Below are 17,530 nucleotides of genomic sequence, written 5' to 3' on the forward strand. Positions count from 1 at the left end.
TCAAAAAAAGGAGATAAATTTGAAGATTAAGCAAAAATGGGAACGTAGATCATTTGGAACGGATTTTATCGCTAAAGGTTTATTTTGGATAATTCTTTTTGTGGTTATTCTTTTTGGCTTTAACTATCTAATCTCTGGAAATTTTTATGCCTCTGAATTTTGGGATATGGTCGGAGGGGTGCTCGCTTTAATAGCTGCATTCATAGCATTAATTGTTTTTTCTAGACGAGCACTGATAGAGGGGTATTATATTAGTTCGTTAGATCTTGCAATGGCAATATTTTATGACGAAATTGAACATGATCCTTATTTTTCAAAACGTTATCATGAAATAAATGAAAAATATGCTGATAATGATATTGAACGAGTAAAAGCATTAGAGCCGTTACAAGAACATTATTGTTATATTTGCTTTAAACAGTACATTGAAGAAATGAATTGGTTAGAGAAATTTATAATTTGCTTATATAGTGTATTCACAATCGGAGAATTTTCGCTTTATATGGAGCTATCTAGAGCTAGAAAAAGAAAATGGTTTGATCATAGTGATAATGATTTTTTTTAATAAAAAAGCACGTTTGACCGTGCTAGTTTCTTGCCTTGTAAATCTGATTATTAAATATTGTTTTATTGGCAACTATAATAATTGAGAAATTATTATAAAAATCAACATTGAAAAAGAAAAAAAACATGTGTAGTGTGATATAATTATAGTGAGGATATTTTAATTTTTTAATGTACTCATTGAACAAAAATTGATTATAGAGAACATCGATCTCTTTGTTGAGTATTTTGATCTAATCAAAGGAGGAGATATAAAATGATTTCAGCTTTAGATGTAGCAAATACGTTTCTTGATAGAGCAAAGTCCGAAGATATTGATATTACGCCGATGAAGTTACAGAAATTGATCTATATTTTCTACAAAGATTATTTAAAAGAAACGCAAGAAAAACTTTTTGACGAACGTTTTGAAACTTGGCAGTATGGTCCTGTTCTTAGAAGCGTTTATAACGTATTTAAAAAATATCGTGCAAATCACATCAAAGAATTTTACTATTTTGAAAATAACAAGTATAGTACTATTGCTCTCCCTGCAGGTTCAGTAGTGAAAAAGATTTTTGATAATGTTTGGAAAACTTATGGAATGATTGATGGTATAAGATTATCTGAGATGACACATCAGCAAGGAACTGCGTGGTACAAAGCTAATATAAATGATGAACCATATTTAGAGGACTGTAACATATTCCAAGAGGAGCCTTATATTGCCTAACGAAGTAAATAAATTAACAACAGAAATTGATGTTCCTAATACTAAGTTTTCACAACAACAAAAAGAAGCAAATGATAAATTTGCAACAACAAGTATACTTGAAAGAAAAATTAATAAGGACACTTATAATACAATTAAAGGACACTATCTACTTATAATTTGTCTTGTATTGATAATGCTAATTTATTTTTTTGAAACTTTTGTTCATGGTGGGAAAATATCTGATATAGCAAGTAATGCTATAGAAGTTATTAAAGTATTAATTTTTTCACTGACAGGTTATCTTTTTGGAAAAAATGCTAACGAATCAGACAAGTAGGATAATTCTAAACTTATTTTTAAGACAAACAGTGATGTGAAATCACTGTTTGTTTATTGCTAATGAATTAAGTGAGGCAATAAAGAGTTTTATTATATTTTACAAGTATTGAACAAATTACACTGAGAGTTAGCATAGGATGGCTATAATACTTGACAAAAAAAGCACGTTTGACCGTGCTGATTCTTGCCTGCTGAACTCATCATTTTAAGTTCCTTTTTGTTACCCTTTATGTTTTCTCAACTTATTCAAAATTAGTTGTTTTTGCAGAAATCAAGTTAGATTTAGAGTAGGCTTAGGCCTATTTTTTAGTATCTAATAATAGGAAGATAACTTGAAAAAATAAAATAGTTCAGTGAACTATTTTATCCCGAACCTTGAATCTCAAAAGTTCGGCCGTTGATTTAACAACGTTTTAAGCCCCTCGGATTTTATCCGAAGGGCTTTTTTTCTGTTCAGGGGGCAAAAATATTAAGAAATTATTTCACACATAAATTCCCTGTATTTTCACTATTCTAGGTGGAAATTCAAGATTTTTAAGCATATTTTTGGTATAATAATACCCAGGAAAAACTAGAGAAAAGAAGGAGGTAGAGATGGAAAAGTATTTATCGGTTACAACTTTGACCAAGTATTTAAAAATGAAATTCGATAAAGACCCCTATTTGGAACGGGTCTATTTAACTGGTCAAGTCTCTAACTTCCGTAAGCGTCCAACCCATCAGTATTTTTCTCTTAAGGATGACCGAGCAGTTATTCAGGCAACCATTTGGTCGGGGGTCTACCAACGTTTAGGTTTTGAACTGGAAGAAGGTATGAAGATCAATGTAGTTGGTCGTGTTCAAGTCTATGAACCAAGCGGAAGCTATTCGATTATTATTGAAAAAGCTGAACCAGATGGTGTTGGTGCATTGGCTATCCAATTTGAACAGCTTAAGAAGAAACTGGCAGAAGAAGGTCTTTTTCAAGAACACTTTAAACAATCTTTACCACAATTTTCAAAAAAAATAGGTGTGGTGACCAGTCGAAGTGGTGCTGTTATCCAAGATATCATCACTACAGTCAGTAGACGTTTCCCTGGTGTGGAAATTGTCCTATATCCTACTAAAGTTCAAGGTGAGGGTGCTGCAGAGGAGATTGCTCGTAACATTGCTAGAGCCAATGAACGAGATGACTTAGATGTTCTGATTATCGGCCGTGGTGGTGGATCCATTGAAGATCTTTGGGCCTTTAACGAAGAAATTGTAGTTCGAGCAATTTTTGAATCTCGTTTACCGATTATTTCGAGTGTAGGTCATGAAACGGATGTCACTCTGGCTGATTTTGTAGCTGATAAGAGAGCGGCAACGCCGACAGCTGCTGCTGAACTCGCTACACCAGTAACAAAGTTAGACCTATTGACCTATCTTCAGAATCAAGAGAAGCGGATGACTACAGCTGTTAAACATACTTTATCAAAGAAACAAGAAGCTTTGAGAATCCTCAGTCAATCGGTCATCTTCAGACAACCAGAGCGTTTATATGACGGTTATCTACAACGCTTGGATCAGTTACAGCTACGACTGAAGCAAGGACTGAATGCTGAATTGGTTCGAAATCAACAAAAGGTTCAAGAACAAATCCACCGTTTGGAACAATTATCACCAATCATCAAAATCCAGCGTTATCAGGATCGTATTTTCCAACTGCAAAAACTAATGCGTAGCCAGATGGCTGTGACCTATGATGCAAAAGTAGCAGAAGTAAAACGCCTATCAGAAGCTCTCCTTATGCTAGATACTAGTCGAATTGTAGCCAGAGGTTTTGCAATTGTCAAAAAAGGAGAAGTTGTAGTGGCTTCTGCGAAAGATTTGAAAGAAAATGACCAAGTATCACTGTTGATGCGGGACGGTCAGGTAGAATTAGAGGTTAAAGATGTCAAAACAAAAGAAATTTGAGGAAAATCTAGCAGAGCTTGAGACTATTGTTCAAAGCTTAGAAAATGGTGAAATTGCTTTAGAAGATGCTATTTCTGCTTTTCAAAAAGGAATGGTTCTTTCAAAAGAATTGCAAGCAACACTTGATAAAGCAGAAAAGACCTTGGTTAAAGTCATGCAAGAAGATGGAACAGAAAGCGAACTTCTATGAACAAGCAAGAAAAATTAGCTTTGGTCGAGTCAGCTCTTGAAGACTTTTATGGAGACCAACAATTTGCATCAAACTTGAGAGAAGCCGTTCTTTATTCCATACATGCAGGTGGTAAAAGGATTCGCCCATATCTACTTCTAGAAGTTTTGGAGTCTTTGCAAGTGTCTATCGCACCAGCCCATGCTCAAGTTGCAGCGGCACTAGAAATGATTCACACAGGTAGTTTGATTCATGATGATCTACCTGCTATGGATAATGATGATTTTCGTCGGGGGCGTTTGACCAACCATAAGGTGTATGGTGAAGCTCTAGCTATTTTAGCAGGGGATGCGCTTTTTTTGGATCCCTATGCTTTAATTGCTCAAGCTGATTTGCCGAGTCAAACAAAGGTTGATTTAATAGCTAATTTATCACTTGCTTCTGGAAGTATGGGGATGGTGGCTGGACAAGTTTTAGATATGGAAGGCGAAGGAAAACATTTGAATTTAGAGGAACTTCAGACTATCCATGCTAATAAGACTGGTAAACTTTTAGCCTTTCCTTTCCAAGCGGCTGGTATCATTGCTGGATTGGATGAAAAACTTCAGAAGCAGCTTAAAAAAGTTGGCGAGTTGATTGGGCTTGCTTTCCAAGTGAGAGATGATGTGCTTGATGTTACCGCTAGCTTTGAGGAAATCGGCAAAACACCCCAGAAAGATTTGCAAGCCGAGAAGTCAACCTATCCTGCATTGTTGGGATTAGACCAGGCGATAGCGTTTTGCAATCAAACCTTGGATCAAGCTAATGCGAAACTTGAAGAGATTAGCCAGGTTGTGATCTTTGACAAAGAACCAATTGTGAAAATAGTAGAAAGTTTGAGAATCAATGGCTAAGGAAAGAGTAGATGTATTAGCTTACAAACAAGGTTTATTTGAAACGAGAGAACAAGCCAAACGAGGTGTTATGGCTGGTTTGGTAGTCGCTGTTATAAATGGCGAACGATTTGATAAACCAGGAGAAAAAATTCCTGACGATACAGAGTTGAAACTCAAGGGCGAGAAACTTAAGTATGTCAGTCGTGGTGGCTTGAAACTTGAGAAGGCGCTAGATATTTTTGATCTATCAGTTGAGGGACAAACGACCATTGATATCGGAGCTTCAACTGGAGGTTTTACGGATGTCATGTTGCAAAATGGTGCTAAACAAGTTTTTGCAGTTGATGTTGGTACTAACCAACTGGCATGGAAATTACGCCAAGACCCTCGTGTTGTCAGTATGGAGCAGTTTAATTTCCGTTATGCTGAAAAGACCGACTTTAATCAGGAACCAAGTTTCGCAAGTATCGATGTCAGTTTTATTTCTCTAGGCCTTATTTTGCCAGCCTTACACCGTATTTTAGCCGATCAAGGTCAGGTTGTGGCTCTAGTTAAGCCTCAATTTGAGGCTGGTCGAGAACAGATTGGTAAAAATGGAATTATCAGAGATGCCAAGGTTCACCAAAATGTTTTAGAATCAGTTACTAAAATGGCAGTTGATGAAGGATTTTCAGTCTTAGGATTGGACTATTCTCCTATTCAAGGTGGTCATGGGAATATCGAGTTTTTAGCCTATTTGCGAAAAGAAGATCACGCAATCAATCAGGTTACTTCTGAAATAGAAAAAATAGTGGAGAAAGCACATAGAGAATTTAAAGATGAATAAAAAAGAGCGACTTGAGAAGATTAGAAGATTTGTTACAGATTATCAAATCGGCACACAGGAAGAAATCGTTGAACACTTGAGAGAAGCTGGTATCTCTGCTACTCAAGCAACAGTCTCCCGAGATATTAAAGAATTAGGTATTGTAAAAATTCCATTGAAAGACAATACTTACATTTATGAATTACCAAAATCAATCGTTAGAAGCTTGCAATTGGCAGAAAACAATATTATTCATGCTGAACGCATGGGGAATATGATCAATTTGCAAGTTATTCCAGGGAATACTGTTTTCGTCAAGAGTCAGTTGTTGACTGTTTTTTCTGACCAAATTTTTAGCTGTATTGCTGATGATAATTCCATCTTGATGGTATTGAGAAGTGAAGAAACAGCCAAAGATATTTTTGAGCAAGTTAAAAATTGGTAGGATTATATGTTACTGGAAATTTCGATTAAAAATTTTGCTATCATCGAATCAATTTCTCTGAATTTTGAACAAGGGATGACAGTTTTAACTGGTGAAACAGGTGCGGGTAAATCAATCATTATTGATGCTATGAATATGATGTTAGGAGCTCGAGCTACAACAGAGGTTATTCGTCATGGGGCTCCCAAAGCAGAAATTGAAGGTCTTTTTTCAATTGAAAGTACTCGCGCGCTAGAAGAAATTTTTGATGAACAAGGATTAGAATTGAGTGATGAAATCATTATTCGTCGCGAAATTTTACAAAACGGTCGGAGCATCAGTCGTGTCAATGGACAGATGGTTAATCTTTCAGTATTAAGGACGATTGGTCAACAGCTAGTTGATATCCATGGTCAACATGACCAAGAGGAGTTAATGCGCCCACATCGACATATCCAGATGTTGGATGAGTTTGGGGACACTTCTTTCTTTGAATTAAAAGAAGCCTATCAGATGAGCTTTGATAACTATCGCCGTATGCGTAAGCAAGTGCTTGACATCAAAAAAAATCAGCAGGAACACAAGGCTCGTATTGAAATGTTGGAATTTCAGATTGCTGAGATTGAAGCAGCTAATTTGAAAACTGGTGAAGATATTGTCCTTAATCAAGAAAGAGACAAACTACTGAACCATAAACATATTGCCGATACTTTAACAAATGCTTATAGTATGCTTGATAATGAAGAATTTTCAAGCCTTGCAAATGTTCGTTCGGCCATGAATGATATGGAAAGTCTTGAAGAGTTTGATCCAGAGTATCGTGAGATTTCAAGCTCCCTTTCTGAATCCTATTATGTTCTAGAAGATATAACCAAGCGATTGGAATCCATTATCGATGATTTAGATTTTGATGGTAATCGTCTGATGCAGGTTGAAAGTCGACTAGATTTGATTCATACCATTACCCGTAAGTATGGTAGTAGTGTAGATGATGTCCTTGAATACTTTGCCAAGATTACAGACGAATACAATCTTCTAACAGGAAATAATCTATCTTCTGAAGATATGGAAATCGAACTCAAGAAACTTGAAAAAAATCTTGTGGACCTAGCAGGTCAAGTTGCTCAGGCTCGCCATAAAATAGCGCAGGACTTAGAAGCTGAAATCAAGCAAGAATTGCAAGACCTTTACATGGAGAAAGCACAATTTCAAGTTCGTTTTAGTCAAGGAAAATTCAGTCGTGAAGGTAATGAGAGTGTTGAGTTTTACATTTCAACCAATCCTGGAGAAGATTTTAAACCTTTAGTAAAAGTAGCTTCTGGTGGAGAGTTGTCTCGTCTCATGCTAGCCATTAAGTCTGCCTTTTCTCGAAAAGAAGGCAAGACTAGCATTGTCTTTGATGAAGTAGATACGGGAGTTTCAGGTCGTGTAGCTCAAGCCATCGCACAAAAAATTCACAAAATTGGACAGCACGGTCAAGTATTAGCTATTTCTCACCTTCCTCAAGTTATTGCGATTGCAGATTATCAGTTCTTCATCGAAAAGATTAGCAATGAATATTCGACCGTTTCAACAGTTCGCTTGCTGACAGTTGAAGAAAGAATTGAAGAAGTCGCTAAGATGTTGGCTGGGGAGAATGTGACGGAAGCAGCATTGAATCAAGCGAGAGAATTATTACAAAGTAAGGAGAAATAAATGACAGACTATTATGTAATTGGTGATGTCCACGGAAAAGCTGGAATGTTAGAAGACTTACTTAAAACATGGGATGGCGAGACTCAATTGCTCTTTCTTGGAGATTTGATTGATAGAGGAGAAGATAGCCGCCGTGTTCTTGAAATGGTCAAGGATTTGGTTGATAACCAAGGTGCTATCTGCTTATCTGGGAACCACGAGTATATGTTTTTAACTTGGTTAGACAATCCAGAAGAGAGTTACGATCACTACCGTAGAAATGGTGGGGATACAACCATTAATTCCATTTTAGGCCGTCCACTAGATGCACCAGTAGATGGAGTAGCAGATGCAAAGCGTGTTGAGACAGAAGCAGCAGACTTAGTGGAGTTTATCCGTCAGATGCCTTTTGTCATTGAAACAGATAAGTATATCTTTGTTCATGCCGGTATTGATTTGACTTTGGATGATTGGCATGATACTACCGATTATAAGAAGGTATGGCTCAGAAAACCATTCCACGAAGCCGAAAATCATACTGGGAAAACCATTGTCTTTGGTCACACACCAGTTTATGGCTTGTTACAGCAAGAGCGTGGTACAGCTGAGCTTTGGACTACAGAAGATGGTAAGATTGGGATGGACGGAGGAGCTGTCTATGGTGGTGTCCTTCACGGGATTGTCTTTACAGATCGAGGAATGACAGAACACCACTTTATCGAAAATGACGGCTTTGTTGCTGAAGATTAGTACTCCTAGCAGGGTATGGTCTTGTCAAAATGTTAAAAACAATTTATAATAAATAGATACCCTGAAAGGAAGAGAATCATGAACTTAGAAGAATTGAAAAAACGACAGGAGAAGATCCGTAACTTCTCTATTATTGCTCATATTGACCATGGGAAGTCAACCCTAGCAGATCGCATTTTGGAAAAGACAGAGACGGTTTCAAGTCGTGAAATGCAAGCTCAGCTTTTGGATAGCATGGATCTAGAACGGGAACGTGGGATTACCATTAAGTTGAATGCCATCGAGCTGAATTATACTGCAAAAGATGGGGAAACTTATATTTTCCATTTGATTGACACGCCGGGGCACGTGGACTTTACCTATGAAGTTTCACGTTCGCTAGCTGCCTGTGAGGGAGCGATTTTGGTGGTCGATGCCGCTCAAGGTATTGAGGCTCAAACCCTTGCCAATGTGTATCTAGCCTTGGACAATGATTTGGAAATCATGCCAGTCATTAACAAAATTGACCTACCAGCTGCAGATCCTGAGCGCGTGCGTACAGAGATTGAAGATGTCATTGGTTTGGATGCCAGCGAAGCAGTCTTAGCATCAGCTAAAGCTGGTATTGGTATCGAAGAAATTCTCGAGCAAATCGTGGAAAAAGTGCCAGCACCAACGGGTGATGTGACGGCGCCACTTAAGGCCTTGATTTTCGACTCAGTTTACGATGCTTACCGTGGGGTTATCCTCCAAGTGCGTGTCATGGACGGAGTGGTCAAACCTGGTGATAAGATTCAGCTCATGAGCAATGGTAAGACCTTTGATGTGACCGAAGTCGGTATTTTTACACCAAAAGCAGTTGGTCGTGATTTCCTTGCGACTGGTGACGTTGGTTATATTGCAGCTTCTATCAAGACGGTTCAGGACACTCGTGTGGGTGATACCGTTACCTTGGCAACCAATCCTGCGGCAGAGCCCTTACATGGCTACAAGCAGATGAATCCTATGGTCTTTGCGGGTCTCTATCCAATTGAGTCAAACAAGTACAATGACCTACGTGAAGCACTTGAAAAATTGCAACTGAATGATGCTAGTCTTCAGTTTGAACCAGAAACATCTCAGGCACTTGGATTTGGTTTCCGTTGTGGTTTCCTTGGACTTCTCCATATGGATGTAATCCAAGAACGTTTAGAGCGTGAATTCAACATCGACCTCATCATGACAGCTCCGTCTGTTATCTATAAAGTCAATCTGACAGACGGCGAGTCTATGGATGTGTCTAACCCATCTGAGTTCCCAGACCCAACTAAGATTGCGACCATTGAAGAGCCTTATGTTAAAGCGCAAATCATGGTACCACAGGAGTTCGTCGGAGCAGTAATGGAATTGGCTCAGCGTAAGCGTGGTGACTTTGTGACGATGGACTATATTGATGACAATCGTGTCAATGTTATCTATCAAATTCCACTGGCTGAAATCGTCTTCGACTTCTTTGATAAGCTTAAGTCTTCGACACGTGGTTACGCTAGCTTTGACTACGAATTGTCAGAGTATCGTCCATCTAAGCTGGTCAAAATGGACATCCTTCTCAATGGAGACAAGGTGGATGCTCTTAGCTTTATCGTTCACAAGGACTTTGCCTACGAACGTGGAAAACTCATCGTTGATAAGCTCAAGAAAATCATTCCTCGTCAACAATTTGAGGTGCCAATCCAAGCAGCAATTGGACATAAGATTGTGGCTCGTACAGATATCAAGGCCCTTCGTAAGAACGTTCTTGCCAAGTGTTATGGTGGTGACGTTTCACGTAAACGTAAACTTCTCGAAAAACAAAAAGCTGGTAAGAAACGCATGAAAGCCATCGGTTCTGTAGAAGTGCCTCAGGAAGCCTTCCTCAGCGTCTTGAGTATGGATGAAGAATAGTTGAGATCTCAAGAAAAAATAAGATAAATATAAAATAATGATTTTTTAAGTGGCTGGGCAAAAAGTCAATTTTCTCCGAAAATGAAAAAAATATAACGCATAGTATCAAGGTTTTCAACACCTGATATTATGCGTTTTTCTGATTTTAAAGACTTTTTGCCCAGCCTCTTTTCTTAATGTTTGACAAACGCGCCAACCTCAAGTATAGCGGATTGAACTTAGAATAGCACACTATAGATTCTAAAACATTTTTAGAAATTGATTTGACTTTCCTAATCTCTTTGTTCATATCTTATTTCAATCAATTATATAAGTTTGGAAATCGACATTTTGGGGCAGAGGGATATTATGTGAGTACAGTTGGCCACAATGAAGCCACAATGAAGCCACAATAAGGAAATATATCCAAGATTAAAGAAATTATCCAGTGGATGATTTCTTCACGAGTATAAAACTTTGAGAACGAGTAAAGATGATATAGCACTAGATAAATTAAGTGTAAAAGAATATGAGGATCCCTTTAGGGAAAGTGGTAAGTAATACTCAAGCGTCTTTAAGAGGCAAGTGACGAGTCAAGAGCAATAAGGCTTGAACAACGTGTAAGCCAGCGTCTTTAGGCGCTGGCTGGTAATTTGGACTTATAGACCTAGTACAAACCACCCGTTTAACGGATGGTCATGATTTTTTGATTTTTGTAAATTTTTATTATACAATAAAACCAAATAAAAAGAAGGCGGTAACAATATGCTTAAGGCGAAAATTTTTTATGTATTTTTATTTTTGATCGTTGTCGAAACTACAGGCTTGTTGTTGTTGAAAAGAGGTCTCGAAATGGGTTATTTAGACACAGAAGCTATTATCCTCGCAATTTTTTCATTTGCTTTTTACAACCTATGTTCATTCGGTTGGGTCTACTTTACAATAAAAAACAATAAAAAATAAATAGACGTATTTTTAGTCAGAACCTCTCAAAAAACGCATTTTCTTGCACCTGCTCCGTAAATGTGTTATACGGATTCTGAGAAAAAGTGATAGTTTTCTAAGCCATGAGCAATGGAAAAGCACCAGCAGTGCGAATGCTGAGGCTTTTTTTGCGTGGTTGCGAACCACGTCCGGACCAGTGGCACTTAATCATCGCCTTTCTTATCTAGCCAGACAGAAGAAACTCAAATAGTATGTTCAGATGATTATGGTTATGTAAAAATTCCTAAATCATGGGTTCATTTCAAAGAAATTGAAGGTGGAGATGACATTCAGTACTGTGATGGCACGGATGTCAACATTGTAACTCTCAATACCTTTAAACCTGAGCAGTTTGCTATTAGTGAAAGCGAATACGCAGCGCTTGAAACTGTTCAAATTTCAACTAGCATTTATGAATCTAAACAGAAAAGTCAAGACTTCTCCAAGGTATGGGGGTCAAAATCAACTATCGGTGGCTATGAGGCCTAAGTAGTAAACTGTATTGCTAAGAATGGTAAATATTTAATTATCTGGTTTTTTAAATCCGATGATGGTAAGTTTAGATATGTTTCTCTTGAAGGTCTTCCAGAGGTATTAAAAAATATCCTTCCTATGGTGGAAGAAAGTTAGACCAATAAAAAGAGTTAAAATCGTGAAAACAGGAGTCATTCCTGTTTTTTGTTTTACTTATTAAGAAATTTATAAAAAATATGTTTGAAATTAGCAAATGTTTAAAACGTAAACAATAAAAATCGAACAAAATACAACAAAAAACATTGACAACGGTTTCATATAATGTTATACTTGTACCATAAAAGTTAAATATGAAGGGAGAAGGTCATGGGATTAGATCATTTCTTTGACAAAGACTTAGTCTTTTGCTTAGAAGCAGATAATCAAGAGCAACTTTTCGATCAAGTTGCAACCCTATTGGAAGAAAAGAAAGTTGTTACAGATACCTATCGATCGGCCTTGATTGAACGTGAAAAATCGTTCCCAACTGGTTTAGATATGGAGTTTTTAGGGAAGGATTTGCCTAACGTAGCTATCCCTCATACTGATACCATTCATAATCTAACTGAAAATGTTGTCGTGGTTCGTCTGGAAAAACCAGTAACATTCCACAATATGATTGCCCCTGATAAGGAAGTAGAAGTTTCATTGTTGTTCTTTATCATCAACAATTCAAGCTCAAGTCAAACAAATATTCTTGCACAGTTGATGGACTTCTTTACAGGCAATGGTCATCTTGAAGCGCTGTCTAAGATTAAGGAACCTGAAGCCTTGTTCCAATATATCTCAGAAGCGACTGCTTAATTTGTTAATAATTTTTATATAAAAACGGAGGAAATCCAAATGATTAAAATTCTTGCTGCTTGTGGTGCAGGTGTTAACTCAAGCCACCAAATTAAAAGTGCTCTTGAAGAAGAACTTTCTAACCGTGGGTACGATGTTCAATGTGATGCCGTTATGGTAAAAGATGTCAATGAAGACTTGATTAAAGGTTATGATATCTTCACACCAATCGCTGCTACTGATTTAGGTTTTGAACCAGGTATTCCAGTTGTTGAAGCAGGACCAATCTTGTTCCGTATTCCAGCTATGAGCGCTCCAGTCTATGATAATATTGAAGCAGCTATCAAAGAACATGGTCTAAGCTAATTATTAATTTGTAAATATTCCATAAAAATAAAGGGAGGAAAATTATGGATATCATTATCGAACTAGCCAATAAGCTGTTCAAACCTATCTTGGAAATGGGTGGACCGATCATCATGCTGATCATTTTGACACTATTGGCTCTACTTTTTGGAGTGAAATTCTCCAAAGCGCTTGAAGGTGGTATCAAACTTGCCATCGCTCTTACTGGTATCGGTGCTATCATCGGTATGTTAAATGGTGCTTTCTCAGCATCACTTGCAAAATTCGTTGAAAATACTGGTATTCAATTGAACATCACCGACGTTGGTTGGGCACCACTTGCTACAATCACTTGGGGTTCAGCTTGGACACTTTACTTCTTGCTTGTGATGTTGATCGTCAACATTGTCATGCTTGCAATGAAGAAAACTGATACACTTGACGTCGATATCTTTGATATCTGGCACTTGTCTATCACAGGTCTTTTGATTAAATGGTACGCTGACAACAATGGAGTTAGCCAAGGAGTTTCACTCTTCATCGCGACTGCAGCAGTTGTCCTTGTTGGGGTTCTTAAAATTATCAACTCTGACTTGATGAAACCAACATTTGATGACCTTCTTAACGCACCAAGTTCATCACCAATGACTTCAACTCACATGAACTACATGATGAACCCAGTTATCATGGTTTTGGATAAGATTTTTGATAAACTCTTCCCAGGTCTTGATAAATACGACTTTGACGCTGCTAAATTGAACAAGAGAATCGGTTTCTGGGGATCTAAATTCTTCATCGGTTTCATCCTTGGTATCGTTATCGGTTTGATGGGTACTCCACATCCGGTTGCAGGTGTTGAAGGGGCTGAAAAATGGGAATATGTAATTAAAGGTTGGTTGTCACTTGGTTTGACTGCCGGTGTCTGCTTGGAGCTCTTCTCATTGATCGGTTCATGGTTCATCGCAGCCGTAGAACCACTTTCACAAGGTATTACAAACGTTGCTACTAAACGTCTTCAAGGACGTAAATTCAACATCGGTCTTGACTGGCCATTCGTAGCTGGTCGTGCTGAAATCTGGGCTTGTGCTAACGTACTTGCACCAATCATGTTGATCGAAGCTGTGCTTCTTTCTAAAGTAGGAAATGGTATCTTGCCACTTGCTGGTATCATCGCTATGGGTGTAACTCCAGCTCTCTTGGTAGTTACTCGTGGTAAATTGCTCCGTATGATTATCTTTGGAACACTCTTGTTGCCACTCTTCCTTCTTTCAGGTACACTTATCGCACCATTTGCAACAGAACTTGCTAAAGGTGTCGGTGCCTTCCCAGAAGGTGTAAGCCAAACTCAGCTCATTACTCACTCAACACTTGAAGGACCAATCGAAAAACTTCTTGGTTGGACAATTGGTAACACTACAACAGGTGATATCAAAGCAATCCTTGGTGCTGTAGTATTCCTTGCTTTCTATATCGGTATCTTTGCTTGGTACAGAAAACAAATGATCAAACGTAATGAAGAATATGCAGCAAATGCAAAATAATTCGCTCCTAAAAATGTAAATTGTAAAAACTAGGTTGTCAGTTTCCAAGTATGGAGTCGGCAATCTAGTTTTTTTAGGGAAAAAATTAATGGAGGTAACCCTAGTGATTGAATTACAATCAGAACAGTTAAATGTACAATTTCAGACCTTTGGAGGTGCTCTTACCTCAATAAAAGACAAGGATGGAATTGAGTACTTGTGGCAAGGAGATCCAACTTACTGGAGCGGTCAAGCACCTGTTCTATTTCCAATTTGTGGATCTGTTAGAAATGATACTGTCCTATATGATCAAGAAGATGGTAGTCAAGTAAAAGGTAAAATCCCACGTCATGGTCTTGTACGGAAAAAAGATTTTGAATTAGTGGATCAAACGGATAACTCGGTTACTTTTGCTATTGAAGATGACCAAGAAATGTATGAAAATTATCCTTATCATTTTCGCTTAGAAATAACTTATACAGTTACTGGAAAGACAATCCATACTCAGTATCAAGTTACTAATAAGGAAACAGATAAAAAAATGCCATACTTTATTGGTGGACATCCTGGTTTTAACTGTCCTTTATTTGATGATGAAGCCTATGAAGATTACTATCTTGAATTTGAAAAATCTGAAACTTGCACGGTTCCAAAACCATTCCCAGAAACAGGGATGTTGGATTTTCAAGATAGAAGTGACTGGCTAAAAGCTCAAAAGGAATTGGATCTAAACTATGATTTCTTTAGCTATGATGCTGTGACTTTAGATGAATTAACCTCTCGCTCTGTTTCCTTACGGTCACGTAAGCATGATAAGGGATTAAAACTGGACTTTGAAGAGTTTCCAAACCTCATCGTTTGGTCAACGCTTAATAAAGGTCCTTTCCTTGCTCTGGAACCTTGGTCAGGTTTGTCAACTTCACTCGAAGAGGGCGATCATCTAGAAGATAAGAAAAATGTTCGAATCTTAAATCCAGCTCAAAGTGATCAAATTGGTTTTGATATAGAAATTTTCTAAAAAATAAACAAAAACAAACATAAACTGTTGACTTTTTAAAACAATAGTAGTATATTATGTTTAGAAAGAACAATTTGTGTTTGTTTTGACAAGTTATTCTTCCAATTTCTCCAAGGAGAAGTTACTAAGAGTGAATAGATGATTCATTCTTAATCTAAAATAGTCAACAAAACTACTAGTAACTATTTGGTGATGGTCATTTTCTTTCCAGAACCAAAAAATTTTTACTGGTCTATTATAAAAAAGGAGTATACAATATGTCTATTGTTATTGGTGCAGATGCTGCAGGTTTGAGATTGAAAGAAGTTGTGAAAGACTTCTTGGAAAAAGAAAACTTCCACGTTGTGGATGTTACAGCTGAAGGTCAAGACTTTGTTGATGTGACTCTTGCTGTTGCTGCAGAAGTAAACAAAGAAGAACAAAACCTTGGTATCGTGATTGATGCTTATGGAGCTGGTCCATTTATGGTCGCAACTAAGATTAAAGGAATGGTTGCTGCAGAAGTATCTGACGAACGTTCAGCTTATATGACTCGTGGCCACAACAACTCACGTATGATTACTATGGGTGCACAACTTGTTGGTGATGAATTGGCTAAAAACATCGCTAAAGGATTTGTTAACGGTAAATACGATGGCGGACGTCACCAAATTAGGGTCGATATGTTGAACAAAATGTGCTAATTTTTATATTGAAAGAAAGGTAAGATAAAAATGAGAATTGCAATTGGATGTGACCACATCGTAACAAATGAAAAAATGGCGGTTTCAGAATTTTTGAAATCAAAAGGACATGAAGTCATCGACTTTGGTACTTATGACCACGCTCGTACACACTACCCAATTTTTGGTAAAAAAGTTGGTGAAGCAGTAGTTAGTGGCCAAGCTGATCTTGGTGTATGTATCTGTGGTACTGGTGTAGGTATCAATAACGCTGTTAACAAGGTTCCAGGTGTTCGTTCTGCTTTGGTTCGCGATATGACAACAGCTTTATATGCAAAAGAACAATTGAATGCCAACGTTATCGGATTTGGTGGTAAAATCACTGGTGAGTTGCTCATGTGTGATATCATTGAAGCTTTCATCAATGCTGAATACAAACCATCTGAAGAAAACAAAAAATTGATCGCTAAAATCCAACACGTTGAAACTCATAACGACCATCAAACGGATGCCAACTTCTTTACAGAATTCCTTGAAAAATGGGATCGTGGTGAATACCACGACTAAGAGGTGACTTATGATTTTAACAGTCACAATGAACCCATCCATTGATATTTCCTATCCTTTGGATGAATTAAAAATTGACACTGTCAACCGTGTTGTTGATGTTACGAAAACGGCTGGTGGTAAAGGTCTTAACGTTACTCGGGTCCTATCAGAATTTGGTGACTCTGTAGTCGCAACAGGACTTGTCGGTGGTAAACTTGGTGATTTTTTAGTAGAAAATATTGATGATAAAGTAAGCAAACGTTTCTTCTCTATTCAAGGTGAAACCCGTAACTGTATCGCAATTCTACATGGAGAAAACCAAACAGAAATCCTAGAAAAAGGTCCTGAAGTTCAAGAAAAAGAAGGTCAAGATTTCTTGGCTCATTTCAAAGAACTTTTAGAGACTGTAGAGGTAGTAGCCATTTCAGGTAGTCTGCCAGCTGGTCTTCCAGTTGATTACTATGCGAGCTTGGTAGAACTTGCTAATCAAGCTGGTAAGCCTGTTGTTTTGGACTGTTCAGGCGCTGCACTTCAGGCAGTTCTTGAGTCTTCACATAAACCAACAGTCATCAAACCAAATAATGAAGAATTATCTCAACTTTTAAGAAGAGAAATTTCTAAAGATTTGGATGAGCTAAAAGCTGTTCTTCAAGAACCCCTATTTGAAGGAATCGAGTGGATTATCGTTTCCTTAGGTGCTAACGGAGCATTCGCTAAACACGGTAACACTTTCTACAAAGTAGATATTCCAAGAATTCAAGTAGTAAATCCAGTAGGTTCTGGCGATTCTACAGTGGCAGGTATTGCTTCAGGTCTTTTCCATAAAGAAACGGATCAAGAACTGTTGATAAAGGCAAATGTCCTTGGTATGCTTAATGCTCAAGAAAAAATGACCGGTCATGTCAATATGGCCAACTATCAAGGTCTCTATGACCAATTAATTGTAAAAGAGGTATAAAATGGTTTTCACAGAAAATAAACGCGCTTGTATGCAAAAACTCTCTGATGAGAATGGTATCATCTCAGCTCTTGCTTTTGACCAACGT

The 17,530-nt window shown here is 37.6% G+C and carries 18 protein-coding genes and 2 pseudogenes; all 20 read left to right on the forward strand.

What is annotated here, in order from left to right; translation table 11 throughout:
- Window positions 1-19 precede the first annotated feature (19 nt).
- The 20 genes and pseudogenes from ADF68_RS02330 (at window position 20) to ADF68_RS02420 (ending at window position 17,442) form a co-directional block, all read left to right on the forward strand.
- A complete protein-coding gene (locus ADF68_RS02330) occupies window positions 20-565 on the forward strand; it encodes a hypothetical protein (protein ID WP_049548480.1) in 546 nt (181 codons plus the stop codon).
- A gap of 255 nt (window positions 566-820) precedes the next feature.
- Complete coding sequence (locus ADF68_RS02335) at window positions 821-1,276, forward strand: Panacea domain-containing protein (protein ID WP_049548481.1); 456 nt, start codon at window positions 821-823, stop codon at window positions 1,274-1,276.
- The gene (locus ADF68_RS02340; protein ID WP_049548482.1) at window positions 1,269-1,595 is read left to right on the forward strand and encodes a hypothetical protein; all 327 of its coding nucleotides are present in this window, start codon (window positions 1,269-1,271) and stop codon (window positions 1,593-1,595) included. Before ADF68_RS02335 ends, ADF68_RS02340 begins: the two co-directional genes overlap by 8 nt.
- Window positions 1,596-2,191: 596 nt before the next feature.
- Window positions 2,192-3,532: an exodeoxyribonuclease VII large subunit gene (xseA, locus tag ADF68_RS02345; protein ID WP_049548483.1), complete on the forward strand. Its 1,341-nt coding sequence runs from the start codon at window positions 2,192-2,194 to the stop codon at window positions 3,530-3,532.
- Entirely contained in the window at window positions 3,510-3,722 is a 213-nt protein-coding gene (locus ADF68_RS02350) for an exodeoxyribonuclease VII small subunit (RefSeq protein ID WP_049548484.1), read from the forward strand. Before xseA ends, ADF68_RS02350 begins: the two co-directional genes overlap by 23 nt.
- Window positions 3,719-4,594 carry a polyprenyl synthetase family protein gene (locus ADF68_RS02355; protein WP_049548485.1) on the forward strand — a complete coding sequence of 292 codons (876 nt, stop codon included), beginning with the start codon at window positions 3,719-3,721 and terminating at the stop codon, window positions 4,592-4,594. The genes ADF68_RS02350 and ADF68_RS02355 overlap by 4 nt, the downstream gene beginning before the upstream one ends.
- Entirely contained in the window at window positions 4,587-5,402 is an 816-nt protein-coding gene (locus ADF68_RS02360; protein WP_049548486.1) for a TlyA family RNA methyltransferase, read from the forward strand. The genes ADF68_RS02355 and ADF68_RS02360 overlap by 8 nt, the downstream gene beginning before the upstream one ends.
- Complete coding sequence (locus tag ADF68_RS02365) at window positions 5,395-5,826, forward strand: arginine repressor (protein ID WP_049548487.1); 432 nt, start codon at window positions 5,395-5,397, stop codon at window positions 5,824-5,826. The genes ADF68_RS02360 and ADF68_RS02365 overlap by 8 nt, the downstream gene beginning before the upstream one ends.
- Window positions 5,827-5,832: 6 nt before the next feature.
- Complete coding sequence (gene recN / locus ADF68_RS02370) at window positions 5,833-7,500, forward strand: DNA repair protein RecN (protein ID WP_049548488.1); 1,668 nt, start codon at window positions 5,833-5,835, stop codon at window positions 7,498-7,500.
- Window positions 7,501-8,229: a metallophosphoesterase family protein gene (locus ADF68_RS02375; protein WP_049548489.1), complete on the forward strand. Its 729-nt coding sequence runs from the start codon at window positions 7,501-7,503 to the stop codon at window positions 8,227-8,229.
- Between the two features lie 78 nt (window positions 8,230-8,307).
- Window positions 8,308-10,131, forward strand: a complete 1,824-nt coding sequence (gene lepA / locus ADF68_RS02380; protein WP_001047207.1) for a translation elongation factor 4 — start codon at window positions 8,308-8,310, stop codon at window positions 10,129-10,131.
- A 299-nt stretch (window positions 10,132-10,430) separates the two neighbouring features.
- Window positions 10,431-10,671, forward strand: a pseudogene (locus ADF68_RS10330) (hypothetical protein); the annotation flags it as partial.
- Window positions 10,672-11,286: 615 nt separating this feature from the next.
- Window positions 11,287-11,724, forward strand: a pseudogene (locus ADF68_RS11375) (hypothetical protein); the annotation flags it as partial.
- Between the two features lie 210 nt (window positions 11,725-11,934).
- Complete coding sequence (locus ADF68_RS02390) at window positions 11,935-12,411, forward strand: PTS sugar transporter subunit IIA (protein ID WP_049548491.1); 477 nt, start codon at window positions 11,935-11,937, stop codon at window positions 12,409-12,411.
- 39 nt (window positions 12,412-12,450) lie between these two features.
- Window positions 12,451-12,756 carry a PTS sugar transporter subunit IIB gene (locus ADF68_RS02395; RefSeq protein ID WP_000590576.1) on the forward strand — a complete coding sequence of 102 codons (306 nt, stop codon included), beginning with the start codon at window positions 12,451-12,453 and terminating at the stop codon, window positions 12,754-12,756.
- Window positions 12,757-12,800: 44 nt separating this feature from the next.
- Complete coding sequence (locus tag ADF68_RS02400) at window positions 12,801-14,276, forward strand: PTS galactitol transporter subunit IIC (protein WP_049548492.1); 1,476 nt, start codon at window positions 12,801-12,803, stop codon at window positions 14,274-14,276.
- Between the two features lie 88 nt (window positions 14,277-14,364).
- On the forward strand, window positions 14,365-15,273 hold the full coding sequence (locus tag ADF68_RS10345; RefSeq protein WP_075230882.1) for an aldose 1-epimerase family protein: 909 nt from the start codon (window positions 14,365-14,367) through the stop codon (window positions 15,271-15,273).
- A gap of 257 nt (window positions 15,274-15,530) precedes the next feature.
- Window positions 15,531-15,956, forward strand: a complete 426-nt coding sequence (gene lacA, locus ADF68_RS02410; protein WP_000029277.1) for a galactose-6-phosphate isomerase subunit LacA — start codon at window positions 15,531-15,533, stop codon at window positions 15,954-15,956.
- Between the two features lie 30 nt (window positions 15,957-15,986).
- Window positions 15,987-16,502: a galactose-6-phosphate isomerase subunit LacB gene (gene lacB / locus ADF68_RS02415; RefSeq protein ID WP_001216925.1), complete on the forward strand. Its 516-nt coding sequence runs from the start codon at window positions 15,987-15,989 to the stop codon at window positions 16,500-16,502.
- 10 nt (window positions 16,503-16,512) lie between these two features.
- Window positions 16,513-17,442, forward strand: a complete 930-nt coding sequence (locus tag ADF68_RS02420) for a tagatose-6-phosphate kinase (RefSeq protein ID WP_049548493.1) — start codon at window positions 16,513-16,515, stop codon at window positions 17,440-17,442.
- Window positions 17,443-17,530 lie beyond the last annotated feature (88 nt).

This window comes from Streptococcus pseudopneumoniae (assembly GCF_001068775.1).
Taxonomy (GTDB): Bacteria; Bacillota; Bacilli; order Lactobacillales; family Streptococcaceae; genus Streptococcus; species Streptococcus pseudopneumoniae_N.